This is a genomic window from Gluconobacter potus (assembly GCF_015244705.1).
Taxonomy (GTDB): Bacteria; Pseudomonadota; Alphaproteobacteria; order Acetobacterales; family Acetobacteraceae; genus Gluconobacter; species Gluconobacter potus.
In genome coordinates this window covers 738158-765071 of record NZ_JABCQF010000001.1, presented here as the reverse complement: position 1 = coordinate 765071, position 26914 = coordinate 738158, and the positions used below count along the sequence as shown (strand labels likewise).

The 26914-nt window shown below is 60.4% G+C and carries 19 protein-coding genes; 1 reads left to right on the top strand and 18 read right to left on the bottom strand.

What is annotated here, in order from left to right; all coding sequences use genetic code 11:
* Positions 1–69: 69 nt before the first annotated feature.
* The 18 genes from tuf to fzlA all read right to left on the bottom strand — a co-directional run bounded on the left by tuf (position 70) and on the right by fzlA (position 25967).
* Positions 70–1260 (bottom strand): elongation factor Tu, encoded by a 1191-nt coding sequence (gene tuf, locus HKD31_RS03300; protein ID WP_062496096.1) that lies wholly within the window; start codon positions 1258–1260, stop codon positions 70–72.
* Positions 1261–1375: 115 nt separating this feature from the next.
* Positions 1376–1852, bottom strand: a complete 477-nt coding sequence (gene rpsG / locus HKD31_RS03295) for a 30S ribosomal protein S7 (protein WP_011251968.1) — start codon at positions 1850–1852, stop codon at positions 1376–1378.
* 12 nt (positions 1853–1864) lie between these two features.
* Complete coding sequence (gene rpsL / locus HKD31_RS03290; protein WP_011251969.1) at positions 1865–2236, bottom strand: 30S ribosomal protein S12; 372 nt, start codon at positions 2234–2236, stop codon at positions 1865–1867.
* 375 nt (positions 2237–2611) lie between these two features.
* On the bottom strand, positions 2612–6931 hold the full coding sequence (gene rpoC / locus HKD31_RS03285) for a DNA-directed RNA polymerase subunit beta' (RefSeq protein ID WP_194263620.1): 4320 nt from the start codon (positions 6929–6931) through the stop codon (positions 2612–2614).
* A gap of 80 nt (positions 6932–7011) precedes the next feature.
* Positions 7012–11184, bottom strand: a complete 4173-nt coding sequence (gene rpoB / locus HKD31_RS03280) for a DNA-directed RNA polymerase subunit beta (RefSeq protein WP_194264069.1) — start codon at positions 11182–11184, stop codon at positions 7012–7014.
* A 240-nt stretch (positions 11185–11424) separates the two neighbouring features.
* On the bottom strand, positions 11425–11799 hold the full coding sequence (rplL, locus tag HKD31_RS03275; protein WP_041110858.1) for a 50S ribosomal protein L7/L12: 375 nt from the start codon (positions 11797–11799) through the stop codon (positions 11425–11427).
* A gap of 68 nt (positions 11800–11867) precedes the next feature.
* On the bottom strand, positions 11868–12392 hold the full coding sequence (gene rplJ / locus HKD31_RS03270) for a 50S ribosomal protein L10 (protein ID WP_041110860.1): 525 nt from the start codon (positions 12390–12392) through the stop codon (positions 11868–11870).
* A 308-nt stretch (positions 12393–12700) separates the two neighbouring features.
* Positions 12701–13393 carry a 50S ribosomal protein L1 gene (rplA, locus tag HKD31_RS03265; protein WP_011251974.1) on the bottom strand — a complete coding sequence of 231 codons (693 nt, stop codon included), beginning with the start codon at positions 13391–13393 and terminating at the stop codon, positions 12701–12703.
* 4 nt (positions 13394–13397) lie between these two features.
* Positions 13398–13832 (bottom strand): 50S ribosomal protein L11, encoded by a 435-nt coding sequence (gene rplK, locus HKD31_RS03260; protein ID WP_008852418.1) that lies wholly within the window; start codon positions 13830–13832, stop codon positions 13398–13400.
* Between the two features lie 99 nt (positions 13833–13931).
* On the bottom strand, positions 13932–15602 hold the full coding sequence (locus tag HKD31_RS03255; protein ID WP_228120136.1) for an efflux transporter outer membrane subunit: 1671 nt from the start codon (positions 15600–15602) through the stop codon (positions 13932–13934).
* Positions 15602–16894: an efflux RND transporter periplasmic adaptor subunit gene (locus HKD31_RS03250; protein ID WP_194263621.1), complete on the bottom strand. Its 1293-nt coding sequence runs from the start codon at positions 16892–16894 to the stop codon at positions 15602–15604. The genes HKD31_RS03255 and HKD31_RS03250 overlap by 1 nt, the downstream gene beginning before the upstream one ends.
* Positions 16891–20058 (bottom strand): efflux RND transporter permease subunit, encoded by a 3168-nt coding sequence (locus HKD31_RS03245; protein ID WP_194263622.1) that lies wholly within the window; start codon positions 20056–20058, stop codon positions 16891–16893. The genes HKD31_RS03250 and HKD31_RS03245 overlap by 4 nt, the downstream gene beginning before the upstream one ends.
* A gap of 170 nt (positions 20059–20228) precedes the next feature.
* Positions 20229–21659, bottom strand: a complete 1431-nt coding sequence (locus tag HKD31_RS03240) for a sensor histidine kinase (RefSeq protein ID WP_370543914.1) — start codon at positions 21657–21659, stop codon at positions 20229–20231.
* A complete protein-coding gene (locus HKD31_RS03235) occupies positions 21646–22377 on the bottom strand; it encodes a response regulator transcription factor (protein ID WP_370543913.1) in 732 nt (243 codons plus the stop codon). The genes HKD31_RS03240 and HKD31_RS03235 overlap by 14 nt, the downstream gene beginning before the upstream one ends.
* A 63-nt stretch (positions 22378–22440) precedes the next feature.
* Complete coding sequence (locus tag HKD31_RS03230; RefSeq protein WP_194263624.1) at positions 22441–23673, bottom strand: DNA recombination protein RmuC; 1233 nt, start codon at positions 23671–23673, stop codon at positions 22441–22443.
* Between the two features lie 46 nt (positions 23674–23719).
* Positions 23720–23965, bottom strand: coding sequence for a hypothetical protein (locus tag HKD31_RS03225; RefSeq protein WP_024717246.1), 246 nt, complete (start codon positions 23963–23965; stop codon positions 23720–23722).
* A 146-nt stretch (positions 23966–24111) separates the two neighbouring features.
* A complete protein-coding gene (locus HKD31_RS03220; protein ID WP_194264072.1) occupies positions 24112–25287 on the bottom strand; it encodes a BaiN/RdsA family NAD(P)/FAD-dependent oxidoreductase in 1176 nt (391 codons plus the stop codon).
* A gap of 11 nt (positions 25288–25298) precedes the next feature.
* Positions 25299–25967, bottom strand: a complete 669-nt coding sequence (gene fzlA / locus HKD31_RS03215; RefSeq protein WP_041110865.1) for an FtsZ-binding protein FzlA — start codon at positions 25965–25967, stop codon at positions 25299–25301.
* Between the two features lie 77 nt (positions 25968–26044).
* Between fzlA and minC the strand changes: the two genes are divergently transcribed.
* A complete protein-coding gene (gene minC, locus HKD31_RS03210; protein WP_194263625.1) occupies positions 26045–26773 on the top strand; it encodes a septum site-determining protein MinC in 729 nt (242 codons plus the stop codon).
* The last annotated feature ends 141 nt before the right edge of the window (positions 26774–26914 follow it).

Genomic DNA, 26914 nt, shown 5'->3' with positions numbered 1-26914 from the left:
CCCTGAAAGGGAACCCCGGTCAGAAAAAATCTGACCGGGGCTGTCAAAGCCAACAGCTAAACGCAGGACTTAGGCGGTGATGGAAGAAACCACACCGGCACCCACGGTACGGCCACCTTCGCGGATAGCGAAGCGCAGGCCTTCGTCCATGGCGATCGGAGCGATCAGCTCCACATCCATGGCAACGTTGTCACCCGGCATGACCATTTCCGTGCCTTCCGGCAGCGTCACGACGCCCGTGACGTCGGTCGTACGGAAATAGAACTGCGGGCGGTAGTTCGTGAAGAACGGCGTGTGACGGCCACCTTCTTCCTTCGTGAGGATGTAAGCCTCAGCCTTGAACTTCTTGTGCGGCGTGATGGAGCCGGGCTTTGCCAGAACCTGGCCACGCTCGACGTCTTCACGCTTCGTGCCACGAACCAGCGCACCGATGTTGTCACCGGCTTCACCGCGATCGAGCAGCTTACGGAACATCTCAACGCCCGTAACGGTCGTCTTGATGGTGTCTTTGAGGCCGATGATCTCGACTTCGTCACCCACGTTGACAACGCCACGCTCGACACGACCCGTGACAACCGTACCACGACCCGAGATCGAGAATACGTCTTCGATCGGCATCAGGAACGGACGGTCAACCGGACGCTCCGGCTGCGGAATGTAGGCGTCAACCTGCGTCATCAGCTCAAGAACGCGATCTTCACCGATAGCCGGATCGCCATCTTCCAGCGTCACAAGAGCGGAGCCCTTGACGATGGGGATATCGTCGCCCGGGAACTGGTAGGAAGACAGAAGCTCACGAACTTCCATTTCCACGAGCTCAAGCAGCTCCGGATCGTCAACCTGGTCAACCTTGTTCAGGAACACGACCAGTGCCGGCACGCCAACCTGACGGGCAAGCAGGATGTGCTCGCGGGTCTGCGGCATCGGACCGTCAGCAGCGGACACGACGAGGATCGCGCCGTCCATCTGAGCTGCACCCGTGATCATGTTCTTCACGTAGTCAGCATGGCCCGGGCAGTCGACGTGAGCGTAGTGACGGTCAGCCGTCTCGTACTCAACGTGAGCCGTGGAAATGGTGATACCACGGGCGCGCTCTTCCGGAGCCTTGTCGATCTGGTCGTACGCGCTGTAGGTGGCGCCGCCGGTCTTTGCCAGCGTCTTGGTGATTGCAGCAGTCAGCGAGGTCTTGCCGTGATCGACGTGACCGATGGTGCCGATGTTGCAGTGCGGCTTCGTCCGCTCGAATTTAGCCTTTGCCATCGTCTTTCTCCAAAACCCCGCTCCACCTGGAACGGGAGTAAGACTGAAAGTTCAAACCAGTCAGTGCCGGATCCGAAGATCGAGACACTGCCGGAAGCCCTTTAACCGGTTCTGATTACCAGCGATAGTGGCTGAATGCCTTGTTGGCTTCAGCCATGCGGTGCGTGTCTTCGCGCTTCTTGACAGCGGAACCACGGTTGTTGACCGCATCCATCAGTTCGTTGGACAGACGCTCCTGCATCGTGTTCTCGCCACGCTTGCGGGAGGCATCAATCAGCCAGCGGATCGCGAGAGCCTGACGGCGCTCGGCGCGGACTTCAACCGGAACCTGATAGGTTGCGCCACCGACGCGACGCGAGCGGACTTCAACCGCAGGCTTCACGTTGTCCAGAGCCGAGTGGAACATGGCCACCGGATCTGCAGTCGTGCCGCCGCGACGGCGCATGACTTCGAGAGCACCGTAAACGATGCCTTCGGCAGTGGATTTCTTACCATCGTACATCAGCGCATTCATGAAGCGCGTAATGACGACGTCTCCGAACTTCGGATCGGGAAGGATCTCGCGCTTTACAGCGCGGTGACGGCGACTCATTCCAAATACCTCTTACTTCGGACGCTTCGCGCCATACAGCGAACGACGCTGACGACGCTTGGCGAGACCCTGTGTATCAAGCACACCACGCAGGATGTGATAACGGACGCCAGGAAGATCCTTCACGCGGCCACCACGGATCAGAACAACACTGTGTTCCTGAAGGTTGTGGCCTTCACCCGGAATGTAGCTCACGACCTCATACCCGTTGGTCAGACGCACCTTGGCGACCTTACGCAGAGCGGAGTTCGGCTTCTTCGGCGTTACGGTATACACACGCGTGCAAACGCCGCGCTTCTGCGGGCAGCCCTGCAGTGCGGGGACCTTGTTCCGCTTTGCGGCCGGCTCACGGCCGTTCGCGATCAACTGGTTGATGGTCGGCATGCGCCCTTCCCAATCCTTGTCCTATTTCAGACAGCAACATTGCTGTTTCTGTCGTGACATTTGTTCCAACCGAAATGCGGTAGGACCGCCTGCCATTTCCACATCATGAAAAGGAAACAGCCTGAGCTGTTCCCTTCCCTCTTTAGCGTGCGGCCTTGGCATCTACTCCTGAGAGAATAGCGGCACCGCATGCGATTCTTTAAACTTCGTCGGCTTTTTCAGCCTTCCGGGAAGGCAGTAGCCGAGGGCGCGGAACCTACGAAGGGTTCGACGCCAAGTCAAGTGGTTCAGCCGAAATGGCCCGATTCTGCAAAGAAAGTTTCCGGAATCGGGCGAACCGGATCCCCGCATCATTCAAAAGCGGGGATCCCTTTCTCATTCCGCTGCGTCTTCGACGGCCTTAGGAGACGTTCCACCGACGCGCTGACGGTCCTGGCTGGCAGCGATGCCCCGCAGGCGGTTCATCACACTGCCCGTTCCTGCCGGGATCAGACGCCCGACAATCACGTTCTCCTTCAGACCGTTGAGGGTATCCACCTTGCCCGACGTCGCCGCATCCGTGAGGACACGTGTGGTCTCCTGGAAGGAGGCCGCCGAGATGAAGGACTGCGTCTGCAGAGACGCCTTGGTGATGCCCTGCAGAACCGGCATGGCCTTTGCAGGCGTATCCCCGTTCTCCATGAGACGCTGGTTTTCACCCTCGTACTCGATACGGTCCACCGTCTCGCCGATCAGGTAGGTCGAGTCACCCGGTTCAAGGATTTCCACCTTCTGCAGCATCTGACGAACAATGACTTCGATATGCTTGTCATTGATCTTCACGCCCTGCAGTCGATAGACGTCCTGAATCTCGTTCACGAGATAGTCGGACAGGGCCTCGACACCCATGACCTTGAGAATGTCATGCGGCACGCGCGGACCGTCGACCAGCGGATCGCCCTTCTGGACAAAGTCGCCTTCCTGAACGGAAACGTGCTTGCCCTTCGGGATGAGGTACTGCGTCTCTTCACCCGTATCGTCGTTCTTGACGATGACGCAGCGCTTGGACTTGTAGTCCTTCCCGAATTCGATACGGCCCTCGCCTTCGGCAATGATCGCATGATCCTTCGGACGACGTGCCTCGAAGAGTTCTGCCACACGCGGCAGACCACCCGTAATGTCACGCGTCTTAGACCCTTCGCGAGGAATACGGGCCAGCACGTCACCGGCATTGACCTCTGCTCCGTTCTCCACCGACAGAATACTGTCCGGAGAGAGGAAGTAGCGGGCGTCATTGCCATTGGCGAGCTTGACGACGTTGCCGGAAGCATCCTTGAGCTGCAGGCGCGGACGCAGATCCACACCCTTGGCTGCCTGCTTGTAGTCAACGACGACCTTCGAGCTCAGACCCGTGACTTCATCCATGCGCTCAACGAGCGTGATGCTGTCGATCAGGTCGAGATACTCGACGGTACCAGCCTGCTCGGTGATGATCGGCAGGGTGTACGGGTCCCACTCGGCCATCTTCTGGGTCCGCGTCACCGCTTCGCCTTCCGAGACCATCAGACGTGCACCGTAAGGCACACGGTAGCGGGCACGTTCCACACCGTTTTCGTCGGTCAGCAGGATCTCGCAGTTACGCGACATCACGACCAGAACCTTCTGCGAGTTCTCGACGACGTTGCGGTTCTTGATCGTCACGATACCGTCGCGGGACGCTTCGACCATGGACTGCTCGGCACCACGCGTTGCCGCACCACCAATATGGAAGGTACGCATCGTCAGCTGGGTGCCCGGCTCACCGATGGACTGGGCAGCGATAACGCCGACAGCCTCACCGATATTGACCGGCGTACCGCGGGCCAGATCACGGCCATAGCAGTGAGCGCAGATACCGACGCGGCTGTCACAGGTCAGGACAGAGCGGATATCGACGCTTTCCACACCAGCCTTCTCGATAAGCTCGGCCTCGGCTTCCTCGATCAGCGTGTTGCGCGGCAGGATGACATCCTGCGTCACCGGATGGATCACATCCTTGGACAGGGTACGACCTAGGATACGCTCGGACAGGGAGGCAACGACTTCGCCGCTATCCATGACCGCACGGACCGTCAGGCCGCGCTCCGTACCGCAATCCGGCTCGACAATGATGCAGTCCTGCGCCACGTCGACGAGACGACGCGTCAGGTAACCCGAGTTCGCGGTCTTCAGCGCCGTATCCGCGAGGCCCTTACGGGCACCGTGGCTGGACGTGAAGTAATCGAGAACCGACAAGCCTTCCTTGAAGTTCGCGATAATCGGCTGTTCGATGATCTCGCCCGAAGGCTTCACCATCAGACCGCGCATACCGGCGAGCTGCTTCATCTGGGCCGGCGACCCACGGGCACCGGAGTGGCTCATCATCCAGACCGAGTTCGTCGGCTTGCCAATGACCTGTTTGGAGATCTCCTTGAGCATCGCAGCCTGGACTTCGTCCGTGCAGCGTGACCAGGCATCAACCACCTTGTTGTAGCGCTCACCAGCCGTTATCAGACCGTCCTGATACTGCTGCTCGAACTCCTTGACTTCTTCCGACGTCTTGCCAACCAGCGTTGCCTTGGCTTCCGGAATGATCATGTCATCCTTGCCGAAGGAAATGCCGGCACGGGCTGCATGACGGAAACCAAGCCCCATCAGACGGTCACAGAAGATCACGGCTTCCTTCTGACCACAGTGGCGATAGACCGTGTCGATCACGTCGGACACGTTCTTCTTCGTCAGCTGCTTGTTAATCAGGCTGAACGGAATGGCCTGATGCTTCGGCAGGATCTGCGCAATCAGCGCACGACCCGGCGTGGTCACGATCGTCTGGCGGACCGACTTCCCGTCGGCATCGATCGTCGGCAGACGCAGACGGATCTTGTCATGCAGCTTCAGCGAACCCGAAAGCATGGCGCTCTCGATTTCGGCGACATCCGAGTAAGCCGGCGGAGCTGCCGTGACGATCTTGCCATCCTTGATGACGGCTTCGTCAGGCGTCTCGCGGTATTCCGGAACCTCAAGGCTCAGGTAATACAGGCCAAGCACAATATCCTGGGACGGCACGATGATCGGCTTACCGTTCGCGGGGCTGAGGATGTTGTTCGTGGACATCATCAGCACGCGGGCTTCAAGCTGGGCTTCAAGCGACAGCGGCACGTGAACGGCCATCTGGTCACCGTCGAAGTCGGCATTGAACGCGGTGCAGACCAGCGGGTGAAGCTGGATGGCCTTGCCTTCGATCAGCGTCGGCTCGAACGCCTGGATACCCAGACGGTGAAGCGTCGGCGCACGGTTCAGCATGACCGGATGCTCGCGGATCACCTCTTCCAGGATATCCCAGACTTCCGGACGCTCCTTCTCCACCATGCGCTTTGCAGCCTTGATGGTGGTGGCGTGACCGTACTTCTCGAGCTTCGAGTAGATGAACGGCTTGAACAGCTCGAGCGCCATCTTCTTCGGAAGACCGCACTGATGCAGCTTCAGTTCCGGACCGACCACGATGACCGAACGGCCGGAGTAGTCGACGCGCTTTCCGAGCAGGTTCTGACGGAAACGGCCCTGCTTGCCCTTCAGCATATCGGACAGTGACTTCAGCGGACGCTTGTTGGCACCCGTGATGGCACGGCCACGGCGACCGTTGTCGAACAGGGCGTCAACAGCTTCCTGCAGCATGCGCTTTTCGTTGCGGACAATGATGTCCGGCGCACGCAGCTCGATCAGCCGCTTCAGACGGTTGTTCCGGTTGATGACGCGGCGGTACAGGTCGTTCAGATCGGACGTTGCAAAACGGCCACCATCCAGAGGCACCAGCGGACGCAGTTCCGGCGGGATGACCGGAACGATGTCCATGATCATCCAGTCCGGGCGCGAGCCGCTTTCCACGAAGGCTTCAACCAGCTTCAGACGCTTGACGAGCTTCTTGCGCGCGGCTTCCGAGGTCGCCTTGCGCAGCTTCTTGCGCATCATGGTCTTCTCGGAATCGCCTTCCATGACGTCAGCGTCATAGTCGAACGGATCCGGCAGGCCCTTTTCCTTCGCCGCGAGGCTCAGCTCACGTTCCTGGTCGTTCGGAATGCCCCAGTCATAGCTGGACAGCGCGCGCTTGATGGCCTCTGCGCCGATTCCAACGTCGATGCCCGCATCCGGATATTCATCCAGCAGGTCTTCGCAGCGGATTTCGTCCAGCAGGTACTGGTCGCGCTTCTTGCCGTTCTTGTACGAATCGATCTGATCGGATTCACAGACGCCCTTGTCGAGCACCAGAAACTTCTCGAAATACAGGACCGGCTCGACGTCCTTGAGCGGCAGATCCAGCATCGTGGCGATGCGGCTCGGCAGGGACTTCAGGAACCAGATATGTGCAACCGGGGACGCCAGTTCGATGTGGCCCATGCGCTCACGGCGCACCTTGGCCAGCGTGACTTCCACACCGCACTTTTCGCAGACGATACCGCGGAACTTCATCCGCTTGTACTTGCCGCAAAGGCACTCGTAATCCTTGATCGGGCCAAAGATACGAGCACAGAACAGACCGTCACGCTCAGGCTTGAACGTCCGGTAGTTAATGGTCTCCGGCTTCTTGATTTCGCCGTAAGACCATGACCGCACCTGCTCGCTGGAGGCGAGCTGGATCTTGATCTGGTCGAAGGTCACCGACTGGCCGGTCTGACCCAGGATCTTCATGAGTTCGTTCATGCGCCGAAACCCCAATGTGTACCGCGGCGTCCCGCGGACACCTTAAAAATGAACCGTGGCGAGAAGGAGGGAGCGGGCAATTAAAGCCCGCTCTGCTCGAGTTCGACATTCAGGCCGAGCGACTTCAGTTCCTTGATCAGAACGTTGAAGCTCTCCGGAATGCCTGCTTCGAAATCGTCCTGCTCGCGAACGATTGCCTCGTAGACCTTGGTACGGCCGGACACGTCATCCGACTTCACCGTCAGCATTTCCTGCAGCGTGTAGGCTGCACCGTATGCCTCAAGGGCCCACACTTCCATCTCACCAAAGCGCTGGCCACCGAACTGCGCCTTACCACCCAGCGGCTGCTGTGTGACGAGCGAGTAAGGACCGATCGAGCGTGCATGGATCTTGTCGTCGACAAGGTGATGCAGCTTCAGCATGTAGATGTAGCCAACCGTCGTCTGACGTTCGAACAGTTCACCCGTACGACCATCAATCAGCTGCGACTGGCCCGACTTGTTGACGCCAGCCTTCTCGAGCATCTCTTCGATGTCGGGAATGGAGGCGCCGTCGAACACCGGCGTTGCGATCGGCAGACCCTTGCGAAGGTTGTTCGCAAGTTCGATCAGCTGTTCGTTCGGCAGCGTTGCAATGTCGTCATTGAAGATTACGTCTCCATAGACTTCATGCAGACGGTCAAGCAGTTCCTGCTTGCGCTCGCCGGTCCGCTGATACTCGTCCACCATATCGCCGATGCTTGCGCCGATATTGGCACACGCCCAACCCAGATGGGTCTCCAGGATCTGACCGATGTTCATGCGCGATGGCACACCCAGCGGGTTCAGCACGATGTCGACAGCCTGACCATTCTCAAGGAACGGCATGTCCTCGACCGGAACAACGCGGGAGACGACACCCTTGTTACCGTGACGACCGGCCATCTTGTCACCCGGCTGAAGCTTGCGCTTCACGGCAACGAAGACTTTGACCATCTTCATCACGCCAGGCGGCAGCTCATCGCCACGCTGCAGCTTCTCAACCTTGCTGTCGAAACGCGCATCGATCCGGCGGGTCGCTTCCTTGAACTCGCCGCGCAGCTTCTCGAGCTCCGCCATGACTTCGTCGGACGTGACCGTGATGCTGGCCCAGGTTGCGCGATGATGCTCGTCCAGAACCTCTTCCGTGATCGGCGTACCGGAGCGGATACCCTTGAAGCCAGCACCCGCCGTCTGGCCAACCAGACGCTCACGCAGACGGTTGTAGAAGCTGCGCTCCTGAATGCCACGCTCGTCGTCACGGTCCTTGGTAAGACGCTCAATTTCCGCGCGCTCGATGGCCATCGCACGCTCGTCCTTGTCCACGCCACGGCGGGAGAAGACGCGAACGTCGACAATCGTACCCGTCGTGCCAGGCGGCAGCTTCAGGGACGTATCACGGACATCGGAAGCCTTTTCACCGAAGATGGCGCGCAGAAGCTTCTCTTCCGGCGTCATCGGGCTTTCACCCTTCGGCGTCACCTTACCAACGAGAATGTCACCGGGATTCACCTCGGCGCCAACATAAACAATACCGGCTTCATCGAGGTTGCGCAGGGCTTCCTCACCGACATTCGGAATGTCGCGCGTGATTTCTTCCTGACCCAGCTTCGTATCGCGGGCCATGACTTCGAACTCTTCGATATGGATCGAAGTGAACACGTCATCACGGGCAATACGCTCGGAGATCAGGATGGAATCTTCGAAGTTGTAACCGTTCCAAGGCATGAACGCGACGAGCACGTTGCGGCCCAGAGCCAGTTCACCCAGTTCGGTTGAGGGACCGTCAGCGATGATGTCACCGGCATGAACCGTATCACCGACCTTCACCAGCGGACGCTGGTTGATGCAGGTGGACTGATTGGAACGCATGTACTTGCGCAAGCGGTAGATATCCACACCCTGCGTGGCGCCGGCTTCGTCCGTCGCACGCACCACGATACGGGCACCATCGATCTGGTCGATGACACCACGACGCTTGGCAACGATGGTGGCACCGGAATCATGCGCAACAGCGGCTTCCATGCCGGTACCGACCAGCGGGGCATCAGCCTTCACCAGCGGCACAGCCTGACGCTGCATGTTCGCGCCCATCAGGGCGCGGTTGGCGTCATCGTTCTCAAGGAACGGAATGAGCGCGGCAGCGACAGACACAAGCTGCTTCGGCGAAACGTCGCAGGCCGTGACCTGATCCGGCGGAACAACGCGGAAGTCACCGGAACGACGGACGGAAACGAGTTCGTCCGTCAGACGGCCCTGATCGTCCTGCTTGGCGTCGGCCTGGGCAACGACGAGCTTTTCTTCCTCCATGGCGGAAAGATATTTCCAGCCGTCCTGAAGAACGCCCTCTTCCACCAGACGATACGGCGTCTCGATGAAGCCGTACTTGTTCACCTTGGCATAGGTCGACAGCGAATTGATCAGACCGATGTTCGGGCCTTCCGGCGTCTCGATCGGGCAGATACGGCCGTAATGCGTCGGATGAACGTCACGGACTTCGAAGCCTGCGCGCTCACGGGTCAGACCGCCCGGGCCAAGCGCCGAAAGACGACGCTTGTGCGTCACTTCGGAGAGCGGGTTCGTCTGGTCCATGAACTGGCTGAGCTGCGAGGATCCGAAGAATTCACGCACGGCAGCAGCAGCCGGCTTCGCGTTGATCAGGTCATGCGGCATGACCGTGTCGATGTCGACGGAACCCATACGCTCGCGGATGGCGCGCTCCATACGGAGCAGACCAACGCGATACTGGTTTTCCATCAGTTCGCCGACAGAGCGGACACGACGGTTACCGAGGTTGTCGATATCGTCGATCTGGCCGCGACCGTCCTTGAGTTCGCACATGATCTTGATCGTGCGCAGGATGTCTTCCTTACGCAGAACACGCAGGGTGTCCGGCGCGTCGACATCAAGACGCATGTTCATCTTCACACGGCCAACCGCGGAAAGATCGTAGCGGCCCTGGTCGAAGAACAGACCATGGAACATGGCTTCCGCCGTTTCCTTGGTCGGCGGTTCGCCCGGACGCATGATGCGATAGATGTCGATCAGCGCTTCGTCACGGCAGCTGTTCTTGTCGGCAGCCAGCGTATTGCGGATCCAGGGACCATGCGAACCGTCAACGGACAGCAGCGGAAGCTCCGTGATGCCCATTTCTTCAAGCGCTGCCAGACGGTCTTCCGTCAGCTCTTCGCCAGCTTCGCCGTAGATCTCGCCCGTGTTCTCGTTCACGAGATCATAGGCCAGGAAGCGTCCGAGAATATCGAGGCGACCGACCTGCACGACGCGAGTCTTTTCCGCGATCTTGCGGACCATACGGGCGGTCAGCTTGGCATCGGCCTCGGCAACCACTTCGCCCGTGTCAGCATCCACCAGCGGGCTGAGCAGCTTCAGACCACGGAATGCATCCGGATCAAACGGACGCGCCCATTCTCCACCCAGACGGGTGAACGGCACGGCCTCGTAGAAGTAGGACAGGATTTCGTCCTGATCCATTCCGCGGATATCAAGACCCTCGACATCGCCACCTTCCGCAATTTTCTGCTCACGCTGCGCGAGGTAGTTTGCACCCTCAAGCGCATACAGAAGTGTGGTGACCGGCAGCTTGCGCTTGCGATCGATGCGGACATAGATCAGGTCCTTGGCGTCAAACTCGAAATCGAGCCAGGAACCACGATACGGAATAACGCGGGCAGCAAAGAGATACTTGCCCGAAGAATGCGTCTTGCCCTTGTCGTGATCGAAGAACACGCCCGGGCTACGATGCATCTGCGAGACGATGACACGCTCGGTGCCATTGATAATGAAAGTGCCGTTATCGGTCATGAGCGGCATATCGCCCATGTAAACCGGCTGTTCCTTCATGTCGTGGATCGAGCGCGAACCCGTATCCTCGTCGATGTCCCACGTCGTCAGACGAAGAATGACCTTCAGCGGAGCCGCATAGGTCAGACCGCGCTGAATGCACTCTTCGACGTCATATTTCGGATCTTCGAATTCGTAGGACATGAAGTCCAGACGACCGCGACCCGCAAAATCGTTGATCGGAAAAACCGAACGGAAGACTTCCTGCAGCCCGGCATCCTGCCGACTGTCAGGGCTCACGTTCATCTGCAGGAATGCCTCGTAGGAGGCGCGCTGCACGTCGATCAAATTGGGCATCGGCGCAATTTCGGGAATACGCCCGAAACTTTTGCGGATCCTTTTGCGTCCCGTGAACGATTTGGTGATCGCGTTCATCTCTTCTGCCCTCTGCACCAGACCTTCGAGTCGCCCGTAAACGGCGCTGGGAAACTGGCCCCAGCATTGCGGACGACCGGAACGACCGGCCATTATGAAATTTTCAGTACGTGGCGAGCCGCGTACTATACGCCCGTTTTGCTCCAACGGCAAATCGGGCGGGAACCGCATGCGATCCCCGCCCCATCTGTCTGCCAGGCAGAGACTGCTCCGCGAACGGAGCAGCCTGAAGTCAGTGAATTACTTGACTTCGACCTTGGCGCCGGCGTCTTCAAGAGCCTTCTTGATCTTGGCAGCTTCGTCCTTGGACGCGCCTTCCTTGACGGTCTTCGGTGCGCCTTCGACCAGGTCCTTGGCTTCCTTCAGACCCAGGCCCGTGATGCCACGGACTTCCTTAATCACGTTGATCTTCTTGTCGCCGGCATCAGCCAGGACAACCGTGAATTCGGTCTGCTCTTCAGCAGGTGCAGCAGCAGCGCCACCGGCAGCAGCAGCAACTGCAACCGGAGCAGCAGCGGAAACGCCCCACTTCTCTTCGAGCATCTTGGAGAGTTCTGCAGCTTCCAGAACGGTCAGAGCGGACAGCTCTTCAACAATCTTTGCCAGATCGGCCATGGTCTTATCCTAAATTGATGTACTGTTGATCAGGTTCAAGGCCTACGCCGCAGCGCGGGCCTTCATTCTCAGGCGGCTTCTGCTTCGCCGGCCTTGGCATAGGCGCCAAAGACGCGAGCAAGCTGGCCAGCCGGCGCCTGGACAACACCTGCGATACGCGTGGCCGGGGTATTGATCATACCCACCAGCTTTGCGCGCAGCTCGTCCAGCGACGGCAGCTCGGCAAGGGCCTTGATTCCGTCGACGCCAAGCGTCTGGGAACCGAGGGCACCACCAAGCACCACCAGTTTGTCGTTCGTCTTGGCGAACTCGACGATCACCTTTGCCACCGATGCCGGGTCTTCAGACCACGCAAGCGCGGTCGGTCCCTTGAGCAGCGGCGCGATGCCGTCGAATTGGGTCCCATCCAGAGCACGGCTGGCCAGCCGGTTCTTCGCAACCTTGTATGTCGCCCCTGCCGCACGAATGCGTCGACGCAGTTCCGTCACATCGGCAACCGTCAGACCCTTGTTCTGGGTGACGACAACCATGGACGTGCTGCCAAACACATCGGCGAGGAACTCAACAAAGGCCCGTTTTTCCGTACGGTCCAAAACCTGTCTCCTCGTCAGTCCGGCTTTCACCGGACCAGGTTACCCATGGAACCGCCTCTTTCGAAGCAGTCCCGCTCGCCTGTCCACAGAAGTGAGCGAACCCAGCACATCGCAGCAGAGCCACAAAAATACTGTCGCCCCGTCTGACGCCCGCGATCCCGAAGGATCCTTAAGGCCCCGAAGGTCCACGTGCGGTCTTGGACAGGTTTGGAAGCAGCCCACCGAAGCGGGCCACCCCTTAGCCATCACACCCGAAGGCGTGACGTCATTTCGTGGTGGTCTTTCCCAGAAGGAAGACCACCTGTCAATCAGGCTTCGAAGCTCGCAACGTCAACGCGAACGCCCGGACCCATCGTGGAAGACAGGGCTGCCTTCTTCAGATACGTACCCTTGGCACCCGTCGGACGAGCCTTCTGAACGGCATCGACCAGAGCGTTGATGTTCTCGACCAGCTTGGCTTCATCGAAGGAAGCCTTGCCGACGCCGGCATGAATGATACCGGCCTTCTCGGCGCGGTACTCGACCTGACCGGACTTGGCTGCCGTGATGGCACCCTTGACGTCCATGGTCACCGTGCCGAGACGCGGGTTCGGCATCAGGCCACGCGGGCCGAGGATCTTACCCAGGCGCCCCACGAGAGCCATCATGTCCGGCGTTGCAATGCAGCGGTCGAAATCGATTTCGCCAGCCTGGATCTTTTCAGCCAGATCTTCCGCACCAACAACTTCCGCGCCGGCAGCCAGGGCTTCTTCAGCCTTCGGGCCACGGGCGAAAACGCCAACGCGAAGGGTCTTGCCCGTGCCGTTCGGCAGGGAGATCAGACCACGGACCATCTGGTCAGCATGACGCGGGTCAATGCCGAGGTTCAGCGAGATTTCGATCGTCTCGTCGAACTTGGCCTTGGCGTTGCTCTTCACCAGAGCGACGGCCTCGGACAGACCATACGGCTTGTTACGCTCGACAGTTGCCTGTGCGGCGGTCAGACGCTTGTTCTTGGCCATGATATCAGCCCTCCACCACGTTCAGGCCCATCGACTTGGCAGAACCGGCGAGCATGCGCACGGCACCGTCAATGTCGTTGGCGTTCATGTCCTTGAACTTCGTCTCAGCGATCTCGCGAAGCTGAGCCGTCGTCACGGAACCAACCGCAGCGGACTTGCCGACCGTCTGGCTGCCCTTGGAAATCTTGGCAGCCTTCAGCAGGAAGTACGTGTTCGGCGGCGTCTTCGTGATGAAGGAGAACGTGCGATCCGCATAGGCGGTGATGACCACCGGGATCGGCATGCCGGGCTCGAGCTGCTGGGTCTTGGCGTTGAACTCCTTGCAGAACTGCATGATGTTCAGGCCGCGCTGACCCAGAGCCGGACCAACCGGCGGAGAAGGATTGGCTTTACCAGCCGGGATCTGAAGCTTGATGTAGCCAACAACTTTTTTGGCCATATCCGGGACTCCCCTGTTTGTCGTTCCCGAACCGCGGTTCAACGGAGTCGGCCACGCCTCCTCCTCCCGCGTTCGAAGTGAGGCGGACCCCTAGACCAGTCAGGGCCGTCCCGTCAAGCCTTGCGGGACATTTGCCGACACCTGATCACCGCGCAGATCATTGTCCAGCGGGGATGCATGACTGTCGATACCGTTCACGGGCTTCGGTGTCCGCAGATCCTTGTACTGGAGCGGACCGAACGGATCGATCTGCTTGATGCCCGGCAGGTCACTGGCGCTCCAGCCACCACCCAGGGCACGAACCAGACGCACGGAGGACTGCACCTGTGCCGTCTGGACATCAACCTCGGCCAGACGCGCCTGAAGGGCATCCTGCTGGGCTACGAGGGCATCAAGATAGTTCGACAGACCACCCGTATAGAGCGCCATGGTCATGCTCTGCGTGCGCAGCGCCGCATCCACGGCCTTCTGCTGCTGATCCTGGGCAATCTTGAACTGGCGTGTCTGCGTCAGGCCATCTTCGACATCCTGAAACGCGGACAGAACGACAGAGCGATAATTGTCCACCATGCTCCGGTACTGCGACCAGGAGCGCTGAAGTGCTGCACGCCGCAGACCACCGGTAAAGGCCGGCTCGACCGCCTGAACCGCGATCTTCCAGAATGCCCGGGAGATGCTGGCGAGATCGAAACCGCCATCCTCGAAACCGCCTTCGGCACTGAACGTGATATGCGGGTAGAACGCGGCACGTGACACACCGATGGCCCGGGCCGACGCGGCCATCTGCCGCTCGGCAATGGCGATATCCGGGCGGCGTTCAAGAAGCGACGCGGGCAGTCCCGCATTGATCTTCACGACCCCGAAATGCATTTTCACGTCCTTGACGGGCGCGATATGGAAACCTGCAGGGGCCGTGTTGAGCAGGACCGCAATCGCATGCTCCATGACGTTGCGTCGGGCGATCAGATTGCTCTTGCCCGCCTGCGCGGAATAGAGCTGGGTTTCCGCACGCGAAACATCCAGGCCGGCACCGATCGAACCCGCCTGACGCAGTTCCGTGATCTCGACCGCGGCACGGAAGTAGCGGATGGAGTCATCATAAACCGCGTTCTGGGCATCAAGCCCGCGCAGGGCGATATAGTCGGACGCCAGTTCCGCTTCCAGACTCAGTCGGGCCAGCGCGTACTGGCCTGCCGAAGCCTGCGCCAGGTTTTTCTGCATCCGCGTGGTGTTACGGATCGAGTTCCAGAAATCCGGTTCCCAGGTCGCAGCACCGCTATAGGCCTGATTGGACTCATAAACGAGACTGCTGCTCGTGGCCGGGTTGTTATACAGCCGGCCGAGGGAGCCCTTGTTGTCGCTCATATGAGCCGCGCCGGTCACCTGCGGATACAGACGGCTTTCCGTCTCGCGGGCCACATCGCGGGCCTGCGTGAAGGCTTCCGCCGCAGCCTGCAGATCGGGATTGACGGCCAGCATGCGCTTTTCGAGCCCATCAAGAATGGGATCGTTGAACATGGTCCACCAGTCACTGCGGACAACGCCATCCGCGGGCTGCGCATTGCCCATCAGCCCCTTCCCTTCCCATCCTTCGGGATAGAGGAATTTCTGGGGATGATATTCAGGCGACAGATCACATGACGCCAGTCCGATCGAAAACACGCCGGCCAGAGCTGTCGTGATTCGCCATCTGGAGCGGTTACGTCTGGAAGAAGCCGTGGCGGACTGAGATGACTGGAGCGGGGATGACTGGGAACATTCCGGTTTCATCAGCGAGATCCGGCCTCCTCAGGGTTTGCATCATGCTGACGGACAGGCTGCTGATCCGCATCCTGCTGCGCCTTGCTCGGCGTGTTGTATCCCGGCGTGGTCGGGACGATCTTGACTTCATCCCCTTCCAGCAGATCAGCAGTAGGGTTGGCAACCACACGGTCGTCTTTTGTAATACCGCTGAGGACCTGGACTGTCGTACCAAAGTTGATACCGACGGTCACATTCACCAGGTGGGCGTGGTTATTGATGACCTTCGCCACCTGTGTTCCCTCGGCCCTGAAGATGATCGCGCCTTCCGGCAGAATCAGGATATTCGGATTGCCCGCGGCCGAAATATGCGCCGTCGCATAGGAGTTCGGCCACAGCAGATTGTCGCTGTTATCCAGTGTCAGCTCGGTCGTGACCGTACGGGTCGCGGCATTGAAGGCATTGGCCGTTGCGAGGAACGTCGCCCGGAAGCGGCTTCCCGGATACTGCGGGACCGTGAGGTCGGCTTCGATTTTCGGGGAAATGACGCTGGCGAAATCCTGCGGGACCGACACGAACACGCGCATGCGGTGCACATCGGCCACCGAGAACAGTTCGGATGCCGTGCCCCGTGAATTGAGGTTGCCGCCGCCTGCGTTCACGTAGTCGCCCACGTTCACCAGACGCGACGTCACGATCCCGTCGAACGGCGCGACGATCTTCTTGAAGTCCTCAAGAGCCTGGAAGCGGTCCACGTCATGACGCGCAGCTTCGAGCTCGGCTTTCTGGGCAGCGGCGTTGGCGGCCTGCACGTCCACTTCCTGGCGCGACACAGCCTGTGTTCCCTTCAGGGCCGTCCAGCGCTTGGTCGTGATCAGGGCCAGATTGTACCGCGCCAGAATGACGTTGTAATGCGCCTTGGCCGCCTCGAACTGGGCGTCGATGCTCGGAGTGCTGATCTCCGCCAGAACGTCACCGCGTTTCACATGCGCGCCATAGTCCTTGTACCACATCTTCACATAGCCCGAGACCTGCGCGTAGATCGGCGCCTCGTACCAGGCCGCGAGATTGGCGGGCAGATCGACCTGCCGCGTCTTCGGCCCCGGCTGCGGCGCAATCAGTGTAACGGGCGGAATGGCCGCGTCTTCTGTTGCGCCGGTCAGGGAATGATAATGCGTTCCCCGCTGCACGATCCCCCAGGCCGCCAGTGCGATCGCCAGCAGAATCACCACCAGCAGGACAAGCTTGCCACGCGTTCCAGAACCCGTGCGTGCCGGATGGTTTGTCGGAGGCACCTGCCCCTGATCCGCAGAATGGCTCATGCGCGGTCTCCTTCAGGCCCAGCAGGCCGCTTGTAATGAATAAGGGCAAAAACGCAGGGAACAAAAAGCAGGGTGGCAACAGTTGCCACGAGAAGCCCGCCGATCACCGCCTTGCCCAGCGGCGCATTGTCGGAATTGCTGATGGACATCGGGATCATGCCGATCATCATCGCCAGCGCTGTCATCAGAACCGGGCGGATACGTTCATAACCCGCTTCCAGCGCCGCCGTGATGGCATCGCCATGATGATCCATCCGCTCACGGGCGAACGACACCACAAGAATGGCGTTGGCCGTAGCCGTTCCCATGCACATGATCGCACCCGTCAGGGCCGGGACCGACATGGCCGTATGGGTCAGGAACAGACTCCAGGAGATACCACCCAGAGCGCCCGGCAGGGCGGTGATGATGACGAACGGATCAAGCCAGGACTGGAAGTTCACGACGATGATCAAGTAGACCAACACGATTGAGAGCGCGAGGCCACCGATCAGTTGGACATAGGCGTCATTCATCGTCACGGCCTGACCGCGGACCACCATGCTCGACCCATGCGGCAGCAGCTTGCGCTCGTTGTCCACGATCCGGTTCACCGCCCTCGAGACAGTTCCCAGGTCCATATCTTCAGGCGCCGCATAAATATCGAAGACCGGCATGATGTTGTAATGCGCGATTTCCGCCGGTGTTCCGGTCTGCACCAGTTCACTCAGGCCACCCAGAAGCTGCGGCGTCTGGTTGGTCGGGTTGCCGTCTCCCTTGTCGATCGGGAGGATTTCCAGATCGTTCATGGTCTGCAGATAGTTCGCAGGCGCCTGAACGTCGATCAGCTGCGATGTGCCCTGCGCATTCAGGTAATAGGTCTGACCGACCTGACCACTGCCGGACAGCGTGACCAGCGCGTTCAGCGCCACGTCCCGCTCGGTAATGCCTGTTCCCAGCGCAAAGCTTCGGCGGTTATTCACCATGATGGTCGGCTGCGTCATCGGCTCCTGGATGGAAACATCCGTAATACCCGGAATATGGCGCAGTTTCTTGGCTAGCTGTGTGGCAAAGCGGAAGTTGTCGTTCAGATCACGTCCCACCACCTGCACGTCGATCGGGGACGGCAGACCGAAGTTCAGGATCTTGGCCGTGAGATCACCCGGCTGGAACGTGAAGATGGTGCCAGGGAAATCATTCGTCAGCCCCTTGCGGAGCGTCCTGCGGTATTCAGGGATCGGACTTTCAGAATTGCGAAGCTGGATCGTGATGTCACAGTCCTGTGCCCCCACGGTCGGAGACGGGATCATGGCCTGGTTCAGCTGACTGAACGGCAGACCACAGTTGTTCACGACATTGACCACCTGGCCCGGCAGCAGGCTGCGGATCCGACGCTCGGCCAGCCCGGCGATCTTGCCGGTCTCTTCAAGCCGACTGCCGATCGGCGCACGCATGTGCATCTGCAGCGTCCCCGACTTGATCTCGGGAAAGAAGTCCTGCCCGATGAACAGCAGCAGCGCCATGGACGAGACCGCCGCCAGCAAGAACAACGTCACGAAACGGCCACGGATCGAGATCAGGGTCTCGAGGATCGTCTTGTAGTGCTCGCGGAAACTGGTGAACCGCGCCTCGAAGCCCCGCTGGAAGCGACCGAAAATGCTCAGCTTGCGATTGTGCCATTCAGGGTCACGATGCATCCGCACCTGAGCCGCCAGCATCCAGTTCGCCATGGTCGGAACCAGTGTCCGCGACAGGATAAAGGATGCGATCATCGCAAAGATGATGGCTTCGGCCATCGGCATGAACAGCCAGCCGGAAATACCCGTCAGTTCGAACAGCGGCAGCCACACGATACAGATACAGGTCGTAGAGACGAAAGTCGGAATAACGATCTGGTTCGCGGCATCGATGATGGCGTCTTCGAGTTCCTTACCAGTCTCGAGATGCGCATCGATGTTCTCGATCATGACGGTCGCGTCATCCACGAGAATACCGACCGCCAGCGCCAGACCGCCCAGCGTCATCACGTTGATGGACTGCCCGGCAATGCTCAGCCCGATGATCGAGCACAGCATCGCCAGCGGAATGGACGTCGCCACAATCACGGTGGAGCGCCACGAGCCCAGGAACAGCATAACCGTCAGACTGGTCAGGATAGCCGCGGTGATCATTTCACGCACCACGTCCACGACCGATTCCTTCACGAAGCTCGACGCATCGGTCAGGACATTCATTGTCGTTCCGGCCGGCAGCGTTGCCTCGACCTGTGGCAGAAGCTTCTTGATCCCGCTCACGACAGACAGCGTGGACGCATCACCGCTTTTGAGGATGACGATCAGCACCGCCTGCTGCCCCTTCACAAGGACCGCATTGATCTGTGGGGGCCCTCCTCGATGCACCCACGCGACATCGCGCAGATAGATCACGGAATTGCCGACCTGCTTGACCGGCATCTTGTTGAACACCGCCAGATCAAGGGGCGTCGAGTTCGTCTTCACCATCCAGTCGAGCTGGCCAATCCTCTGGTCACCGGCCGGCAGAACAATGTTCTGCAGGTTCAGCGCCGCGGCCACGTCCTCAGGCGAAAGCCTGTGGGCCAGCAACTTGATCGGATCGATATCCACCATGATGTCCGGAGCCAGACCACCATAGGGATTGGGAATGGCCGCCCCGGGCACGGAAATCAGCTCCGGCCGGATCAGGTTGGACGCCATGTTGTAGATTTCCGACCCGGACATGGTCGGATTGTTGACCTGCAGTGTCAGGACCGGAACGGAAGACGCATCCATCGCCAGGATCAGCGGTGGAGTGGCACCGTTCGGCAACTGCTTGATGACCGTCTGGGAGACCGACGTGATCTGCGTCTGCGCCACCGCCGTATTGGTACCTGGCTGGAAAAACACCTTCACGATACCGCGCCCGTAATAGGACGAGCTTTCGATATGTTCGATGTTGCTGACGGTCGCTGTCAGGGCACGCTCGTAATAATAGACGATACGTCCGGACATGTCGTCGGGCATCAGACCCGTATAGGACCAGATGACGGCCACAATCGGGATCTTGATCGAAGGAAAGACATCCGTCGGCGTGGAAACGATGGCCCTGACCCCGAAGATCAGGATCATGATCGACAGAACAACGAAGGTATAAGGCCGCTTCAGCGCGGTAACGACAATGGCATTCATGCGGTCAGACAACCCCTTGGGGCTCTTCCTGGTCCGGTCATTCTCAACGGGTGTCCCCTTGCAAATTGATCCGAGTCATATCCATCGAGACCCAGACGACAAGGAAAATTCTGTTTAAATATCAAGACACACGGCAAACATTGACACAGTACGACACATTGAAGCGCTTTTCAGGGCGAGGCCGGCGGAGCGAAATGAATGGTGAAAACCGCTCCGGGCAGCGCATGGCCGGGATGGGCAGACACGATATCCACTGAGGCTCCGTGCAGCCGCAGAATCGCCGACACCAGGCTCAGCCCCAGCCCGCTTCCCGGGACATGACGGCTTTTATCCGAACGATAGAACCGGCCCATGACGGCCTTGCGCTCGTCCTCGGCAATGCCGATCCCCGTATCGGCAACCTGAAGCCAGGTCGCCCCGTCAGGCCCCTGCCCCGCACTCAGCCGGACCGTTCCCGGCGCAGGCGTAAACTTGATCGCATTGTCCACGAGATTGGCCAGAACCTCGTTTAGCAGATCCTTGTCTCCGAAAAGCGGCACCGGTTCATCCGAATCCAGCACTTCCAGCGTAACGCCTTCGGTCTCGGCGATGGGCTCATACAGATCCACCACGCCGGCCAGCAGTTCGCGCAGATCCAGCATGGCAAACCCCGCCCGGCGGCGGCCATTCTCGATCTCGCCGATCCGCAGCAGGGCCGTGATAACGGAAAAACACTGTTCGAGATCCAGCGTCGCCCGCTCGATCGCCCCCTGAAGCGCGGCCGGGTCATTCGTGATGGCCGAAACACGCTCCAGCCGCGCCTTCACCCGTGCGAGAGGCGTCCGCAGATCATGGGCAATATCGTTGCCCACATCCCGGATCTCGTCGAGCAGATGTTCCAGCCGGTCCAGCATCCGGTTGACCGAAACCGCAAGCCGCTCGATGTCGTCGCGCTCGCGGCCGGTCGGCAGGCGCTCGTGCAGATCGCCATCCATGATGCGGTCGATCGCCTCATGCATGTCCTTGATCCGCCCCAGCGCCCGGTGGCTCAGGAAAATCCCCGCCATCAGGGCGAACACCACGACCGGCACCACGGACATCAGCGCCGCACGCTTGGTGATATAGCGCAGTTCATTGGCCATGTGCAGCGAACGGGCCAGAACCAGAATACGGTCGCGGTTGCCGTTCGTCCCTTCGACTTCAACGGCCAGATATCGCATTTCGTAGGGCGCATCCCCCGGCGGCGCATCCCACAGACGCTGCGTCTTTGGAGAAACTTCAAGCCCGACCGGCCATTTCTTGATGTCACCTGCGATCCGGTTACGGCTCATGTCGAACAGGGCCGCCCCGTTGAGGATCACGCGCAGGTCGGTCTTGCTGCGTTCGCGGACTTCATACTCAAGCTGGGCCGGAGATTCATGAACCAGCTGATCGGCCTCACGCTGGAGAAGATCCGTCGAGCGTTGCTGCTCGTATCCGCTCATCTGGCCATAGACGAGTCCGAACTGCAGCGCCATTCCGGCAATGATCGCCACAACAAAGGCCAGTGTCAGCCGGAACGTGGCCGTGCGGAAAAGATCAGCCTGAAAGATTTCGGAAACGCGCAGGTTAGCCCGGGACACGCAGACTGAACCCGGCACCGCGGATGCTGTGAATGAGCGGCGGTTCACCCGCCAGATCAATCTTGCGACGCAGCTTCCCGATATGAACATCCACCAGGTTCGTCTGCGGAACGAACCGGTAGTTCCAGACGTCCTCCAGCAGCATGGTACGCGTCAGCACGGTGTCGGGACGGCGCATCATGTATTCCAGCAGCCGGAACTCCCGCGGCAGGAGATCGATTTCCTGCCCGTTGCGGAATACCCGGCGCTCGATCAGATCCATTTCAAGCGGGCCGACCCGGAGCATCGTCACGCGGCTGTCCGTCGGACGGCGCAGCAGCGCTTCCAGACGTGCCGCCAGTTCTTCCATGGCGAAGGGTTTGGTGAGGTAGTCGTCTCCGCCTGCCTTGAGACCGCTCACCCGGTCATCCACCGCCGAAAGCGCGGAGAGCACCAGAACGGGAATGTTGATCCGCTGGGCGCGCACGCTTTCAATGACGGTCAGCCCGTCCAGCTCCGGCAGCATGCGGTCCACGATCATCAGATCGAACTGCCCCATGCAGGCGTGATCCAGCCCCTCGACACCTGTCGCGGCGCGCGTGACCTCATAGCCACGGGTCGTGAGTTCCTCGGCGACCTCGGCCGCAATGCTGTCGTCATCCTCGATCAGCAGGAGCCGGGGAGAGGATCCGACAGTGCGCTCGGGCACCCCATGTTCTTGTACGGACGTCATGGTCATGATCCTCACATGAGGCACTCCCCCATGTCATCCAATTAAAATCGGTCTTAAAGGGGAAAATGTTCAGGGGCCGGCCGGTTCGTCCAGGGCTTCTTCCATTTCATCGGCCGTACCGTCCAGTGCCCGCAGACGCCGTCCGAGCACCCGGGTCCGGCGCCGGGCTTCCTCGATGGTATTTCCCATCGTCCCCGCATTGCGATGCAGCTTTTCCAGAACCTGATCCATCCGCAGCATTTCCTGCCGCGTCGCCCCCAGAAGCCCTGCAATCGCCTCCGTCCGCTCCTCAAGCGTCAGCGTGACATATCCCAGATGCACCGTCCGCAGCATCGCCGGCAGAAGCGACGGCCCCATCACCATCACCCGATACAGCCGACCAATTTCATCAATCACACCCGGCATCCGGGCAATTTCGGCATAAAGCCCGTCCGTCGGCAGATACAGAACCGCAAATTCGACCGTCACCGGCAGCAGGATATATTTGGACGCGATTTTCTTCGCTTCGAAGCGGATGACATTTTCCAACTCCCGCCGGGCCTGCCGTTCGGCCAGCGCGTCTCCTGCTTCCGCGGCATTCAGCAGCCGTTCATAGGCTTCGGTCGGGAACTTGCTGTCGATCGCGAGGCGCGGCGGCGTTTCCGTTCCGCGCACCGGCATCTTCACCGCGAATTCGACATTCTCCCCGGCCGTCCCGAGGCGGAAGTTCATGTCATAGCTCCCCTCGGGGAGAATATCGTCCAGAATGGCCCGGCACTGCGCCTCGCCCCAGCCACCGCGCGTTTTCACATTGGAGAACAGCCGCTTCAGATCCCCGATCTGCGCCGTCACACTCGTGACTTCGCCCAGCGCCTTCTGCATGGCGCTGAACTGCTCCACCACACGCTGGAAACTGGTCTGCATCTGCTTTTCGACCGCACCATGAAGCTGTTCGTTCACGGTCGCACGGATCCGTTCGATCTGCTCGTTCTGGCTCTGCGCCATCTCCCGCAGCGCATCCGACAGCAGGAGGCGTCCTTCGGCCTGATCCTGCCCGAGATTTCGGGCAAGCGTACTCAGCCGCTCGCTGGTCTCCAGCCGGAACTGGTCCAGCCGCCCGGACAGCACCCGTTCCACTTCCGACAGATGCGCCCGGTGATATTCCACATCCTGCCCCCGCTCCTGAGCCTCACGCTCAAGCAGACGCTCGAAACGGCCGCCACCATTACCGCCCCGCAGGACGGCAACAAGCGCAACCAGCAGCCCCACCGCCGCCACAATCCAGGGAAGAAACTGCGCCATTCCAGAAAAACCCTCCTGCATGGCGCAGTCCTACCCCCTCAGCACAACGGGGCCAATGGCCGACGTCTTACGGCTGATGAATATTCCCGTAAGACGCGGCACCAAGACCCGGGCACGAGCACGGCGCGCCAAGCGGAACCTGCGTCGGCATCTTGCAGGTGTAGATCCCCGCCTTGCAGGTATAACCATACCCCGCGATCGGCGTGCCCGGCGCGACGGGACCGGACGCTGCCGTACCGACACAGGCGCCAAGCCCCAGAAAGGACAGACCGGCAGCAGCACGCAAAACATGACGGAAAACGGAACGAGACATTTCGATGTGTCCTTGATCGGCCAGTTTCAGAAAACCGGAATTGGAAAAGCGGAAACGGATCGCCACCTCATCGGTTGCCGCGTGATCGGACGTCAGGATGGCAATCCTGTGGCAAAGACACGCTGACACCCCGGACTGGTGAGCGACTAGCGATGTCCGGCCGCCGCCCGCCCTGCCGCAACACCACTCGCCCAGGCCCACTGGAAGTTGTGACCGCCCAGCCAGCCCGTCACATCCACGGCCTCCCCGATCGCATATAGCCCCGGAATGTCCCGGGCCTCCAGCGTCTGGGACGACATATCCCGCGTATCGATCCCGCCGCGCATGACTTCCGCCTTGGCGTATCCTTCCGTGCCGGCGGGGCGAAGCTGCCAGTTCGACACACGCTCGGCCAGTGCCTTGATTGCACGGTCCGGCTGGTTCGCCAGCATCGTGTCCCCCAGCCCGGCAGCCAGAACGCGGGCCAGCCGCTGGGGCAGTGCCTCCAGCAGACTCGGCGGCAGGGCCTTCGGACGGTCTTTCTTGACCTTCAGCAGCACATTCAATGCATTCTGCCCGGGCAGAAGATCGATCTGCGCCGCATCCCCGGCTTCAAGATAGGACGAGATCTGAAGGATCGCCGGGCCGGACACGCCCCGATGGGTGAAGACCATTCCGTCTTCAAACCGCGGTCCTTTCTTGCCCAGCCGCGCCACGATCGGCAGCGACACGCCCGCAAGCTCCGGATCGGCGTCCGCCAGAACCAGCGGCACGAGCGCAGGCGCTGGCGGCACAACCCGCAAACCGAATTTCCGCGCCAGCCGCAGCGACAGGTCCGACGCTCCGAGCTTGGGAATGGACAGGCCGCCCGTTGCGAGGATCACCGCCCCGGTCCGGATCTCGCCCCCATCCGTGACGACGATGAAGCCGTGCTCCGCCTGCCGCACATCCAGAATGCGGGTTTGCATCCGCAACTCACACCCGGCGGTCCGGCATTCCGAGACCAGCATGTCCACGATCTGCCCGGCCGAGCCGTCACAGAAGAGCTGCCCGCGCGCCTTCTCATGCCAGGCAATGCCGTAGCGGTTCACCAGCTTGAGAAAATTCTGCGGCGTGTATCGCGCCAGTGCGGAACGCGCGAAATGGTGGTTCTGCGAGATGAAACAGTTGGGCCCGGTCTCAAGATGCGTGAAATTGCATCGGCCGCCGCCAGAAATCAGGATCTTGCGCCCCGGCTCGGGTCCGTGATCCAGAACCAGGACCCGCGCCCCGTTCTGACCGGCCGTCGCCGCAGCCATCAGCCCCGCTGCACCGGCTCCGAGCACAATCACATCGGGGTTCATCATGGCGGTTCTCAGAAATCCAGATTGGCGTAATGCGCCGGCGGCGTGATGCCACTGACCTTGTCAGACAGCAGTCCCCGGAAACAGGGGCGCGACTTCACCCGCGCATACCAGTCCTTCGCGGCAGGCGCCTTGGACCAGTTCACGTCCCCGATGAAATCCAACGCCGACAGATGAGCCGCAGCCGCAAAATCCGCGAGCGACAGCGCAGGTCCCGCAAGCCAGGACCGCGTCTCCGCCAGCCAGCCGATATAATCGAGATGAAAGCGCATGTTCGCATAGCCGGCCCGCAGCGCATTACCGTCCGGGTGGCCGCGTCCGAACTGGCGCTTGTCGACCTTTTCGCCGAGCAGGTTGCGGGTGACTTCCTGGGCGAAGCGGGTGTCGAACCAGTCCACCAGCCGTCGCGTCTCGACGCGGTCGGCGAAAGTACGCCCCAGAAGCGGGGTATCGGGATAGGCGTCTTCGAGATATTCGCAGATGACACGCCCGCCCGGCACGGCCAGACCATTTTCCTCAACCAGCACGGGAACCTCGCCCGCGGGATTGAGATGCAGGAATTCCTCACGCTGTTCCCAGACCCGCTCGATGACGGGTTCGAACGGGAGTCGCTTCTCGCTGAGGGCGAGCCTCACGAGACGGCATTGCGGAGAAAGTGGAAGGTGATGCAGGATACGCATTGCCACTTTCTAAGTCAGCCGATACCCGCTCACAAGAGCCTCACCGACTGCCCGACACAGGTCCGACGATTTTCACGATGCCCGATCCCGTTTCCGCACCCTCTTCGAACACCCCCATGCGCATCCGTGCACGCGGCCGCTCTTTCCTTGCACTCGTCCTGTCTCCCGAGGCACCTCTTCCCGCGTGGCTGGAAGGTCTCGACTACCAGATCGCGCGTTCAGGCGGGCTTTTCACCGGAAAACCGGTCATTCTGGACCTCGGCCTCCTCAGCGAAACCACGCCGGGCCTGACGACTCTTCTGGATGATATCCGAAGCCGCGGTGTCCGGGTCATCGGCATCGAGGGCGGGAGCCGTCACTGGCCGGCGGTGGCACACTGGGACTGGCCCGAAACGCTTGATGGTGGCCGTCCAGCCGGTGAAGTCGAGATTCCGGAAGATCCGGCCGTGAGCGCCGCGGCACCGGTTTCCAGTAGCGGAACACTCATCGTCGAGCAGACCGTCCGCTCGGGGCAGAGCATCCAGCACATGCAGGGCGACGTGATCATCCTCGGATCGGTCTCGTCCGGCGCGGAGATCGTGGCTGCGGGATCCATTCATGTATACGGAACGTTGCGGGGCCGGGCGATCGCCGGAGTGGGCGGACAGTCCCAGAGCCGGATTTTCGCAAGCCGGATGCTGGCCGAACTGCTGGCTCTCGACGGGTATTATGCCGTGACGGAAGACATCGATCCCGCGATCCTCGGGCAGGCCGCGCAGGCCACCCTGAACGAGGACCGCGTTCGGGTTCTCCCCCTGACGGCGTAAACTGAACTGTGAATTGATGGGGCCTGCCACGAAAGCGCCCCTATTCGCAGGTTGCCGCAGGGTATAAAACTTTCATAGAATGGGAAACCGGTTGCGGTAACCCGTCACAGGCAACCGCAGACCGCAAAGACGTTTTTTTGG